Below are 2,160 nucleotides of genomic sequence, written 5' to 3' on the forward strand. Positions count from 1 at the left end.
CAGAAATCATGCCTTCTTTTTTTCATCAGTTTTTGTCCACATCGGGAGCAGCGGAATCAACGGAAATGCCACCAAAAGCAGGTAGACATATCGCATACTAAACGCAACCGGTGCTGCCAGCATCAACGTAATCCACAAAAATGCACCCGGTGCCAAAACCAGTGCCAATTTATATGCTCTGCGGTGCAGCAGCAACGCCAAGCACAGCAGCCACAGTGCGAACAGCGTGCCCGCACTGAAATGGAATTGCAATGCCGTCTGAATTTTTTCAAGCACAGCGCCTCCCGGCAGTTTTTGCAGCAAATTGATGGTATACAAATCATATCCATAGACATTTTCTATGATGCCTTCCATCATATCTCCATTGCTGTTGCGCGCGCCGATTTTCCAGTATCCAAAGGTTTCCAAACAGTACGCCTTGACATAGGCAGGAAAATTCTTCATGCCTATAGTCGCCCAATTTTTCAGTACCTCACCGGTCTGTGTATCCAGATAGTAGCGGTCAAAGTAATCATAGTCCCACTTGATGGTATCGACAATGCACGGCGTGTACACACGCTTGTACTCCTCTATCGGCATGAGCTTTGTCACGGATGCATACTCCGCGTCATTCATCTCACCACCATATACCGCCACATATGCCATCTGCTGAAGCGGAACGCCTACAGACTCGACAACCGAGTCCTTCTCAATCCGCAGGGCATCATAAACCGGTCCTACGATAATGCGCGCGGCGACAATGACACACAGCGTCGCAATGAGCACGCGCTTTGCCTGCTTGCGATAGGCAATCAGCAGCAGGACAAACAATCCGATGACAATATACAAGCCATTGTTGCGGAAGAAAATCGTGCCGAGCAGCAGCAGCACCCATTTGACCACGAATTTCTTGTCTTGGAACAGCGCGCCGCGCGACTGCACCGCATCGAACAGCATCATCATGAGAAACAGCAAAAACGCCGTAAACAGCGGATCTTTCCACATAATCACCGCATACATCGCAAACGACTGCGGAATCGCGAAAAATGCCAAGCACAGCACGATGTACCAGCGTTTGACACCCTTACTGTCCAGCCAAGTCAAAAAGCGCGCATACACTGCCGCCATCAACAGGAACTGTGTCAGCGAGTACAAAAAGACGCCGAGCATGATGCTGCCAAACGCGGCGCCAATCCGCAAAAAGATCGCCACAAACAAGGTATAAAACACCAAAAAGTGGTTGCCAATTCGCTTGACGCCCAAGCCCTGATTGACCGAATGGAACGAATCTCCCACGACAGTTCCCGGAAAATCCTTGAGGAAAAACGGCAGCCAGCACAGGCACAAGACCACGAAGCACACGAGAAACAGCTTCTTGTTAAACGCCTTGTTGTCTGCCGGCCGAGCAATCCTATCATACAGCTTATCCAGCACGAGCAGCAGCACAAACGTGCACACTGCCGCCAGCGCGAACACCACCAAGTCCGTCCATACAAAGTCATCAAACGTATTCGCCGTGTAACTCAGATGGACATTTCCGGCAAAGTGAATCTTTCGCCCCAGACTAATCATCGCACCGAACATCAGCGCCGCAATCACCAGCGGCCACAGGATTTTTTTCTGTGTCTGCTTTTCCATCCGGTCACCGTTCCTTCTTTTCCAGCCAGATCTTTCTCGACACGAAATTCCAAACCATCACGACAGCAGTGGCAAAGATCTTCGTCACCATATAGAAAATGCCCAGAACGCTGACACCCAGCCACATCATCGCTTCATTGAGTATCAGTCCGATGATGCTGAGCAGCACAAAGGTGACAAACTCCCGCGCCCGGCTGATGTCCTCTCGGCGCGTAAAGACAAACTTCATGCTGCATATATAGTTGAAAATAACCGAGACTGTAAAGGAAATGCACGCTGAAAGCAGATAATATACGCCGAACAACTCGGTGAGCGCAACCATGACACCGTAGTCAATGAAAAATGCGAGAACACCGACAATGCCGAAGCGCATAATTTGATCAATGAGTTTTTTCATGGGTCTCTCTCTGCTCCTTCATGGCGCGCTGCAACTGCATCTCAAAGTCCTGCTTGTTTTTCTGTACGATATTTTGCAGCTGCATACCGGCGAAAAAGCACTGTACCGCAGCCAACGCGGTAAATCCGCAAACAACCAGCGTCGGG

Annotated in this window: 2 protein-coding genes; both read right to left on the reverse strand. The window is 49.9% G+C overall.

What is annotated here, in order from left to right; all coding sequences use genetic code 11:
* Positions 1-6 precede the first annotated feature (6 nt).
* Positions 7-1,617 (reverse strand): DUF6020 family protein, encoded by a 1,611-nt coding sequence (locus tag ACR0P9_RS11375; protein WP_432620233.1) that lies wholly within the window; start codon positions 1,615-1,617, stop codon positions 7-9.
* A 4-nt stretch (positions 1,618-1,621) separates the two neighbouring features.
* Complete coding sequence (locus ACR0P9_RS11380; protein WP_432620235.1) at positions 1,622-2,014, reverse strand: GtrA family protein; 393 nt, start codon at positions 2,012-2,014, stop codon at positions 1,622-1,624.
* Positions 2,015-2,160: the final 146 nt, after the last annotated feature.

The organism is Butyricicoccus sp., from assembly GCF_050872565.1.
Taxonomy (GTDB): domain Bacteria; phylum Bacillota; class Clostridia; order Oscillospirales; family Butyricicoccaceae; genus Butyricicoccus_A.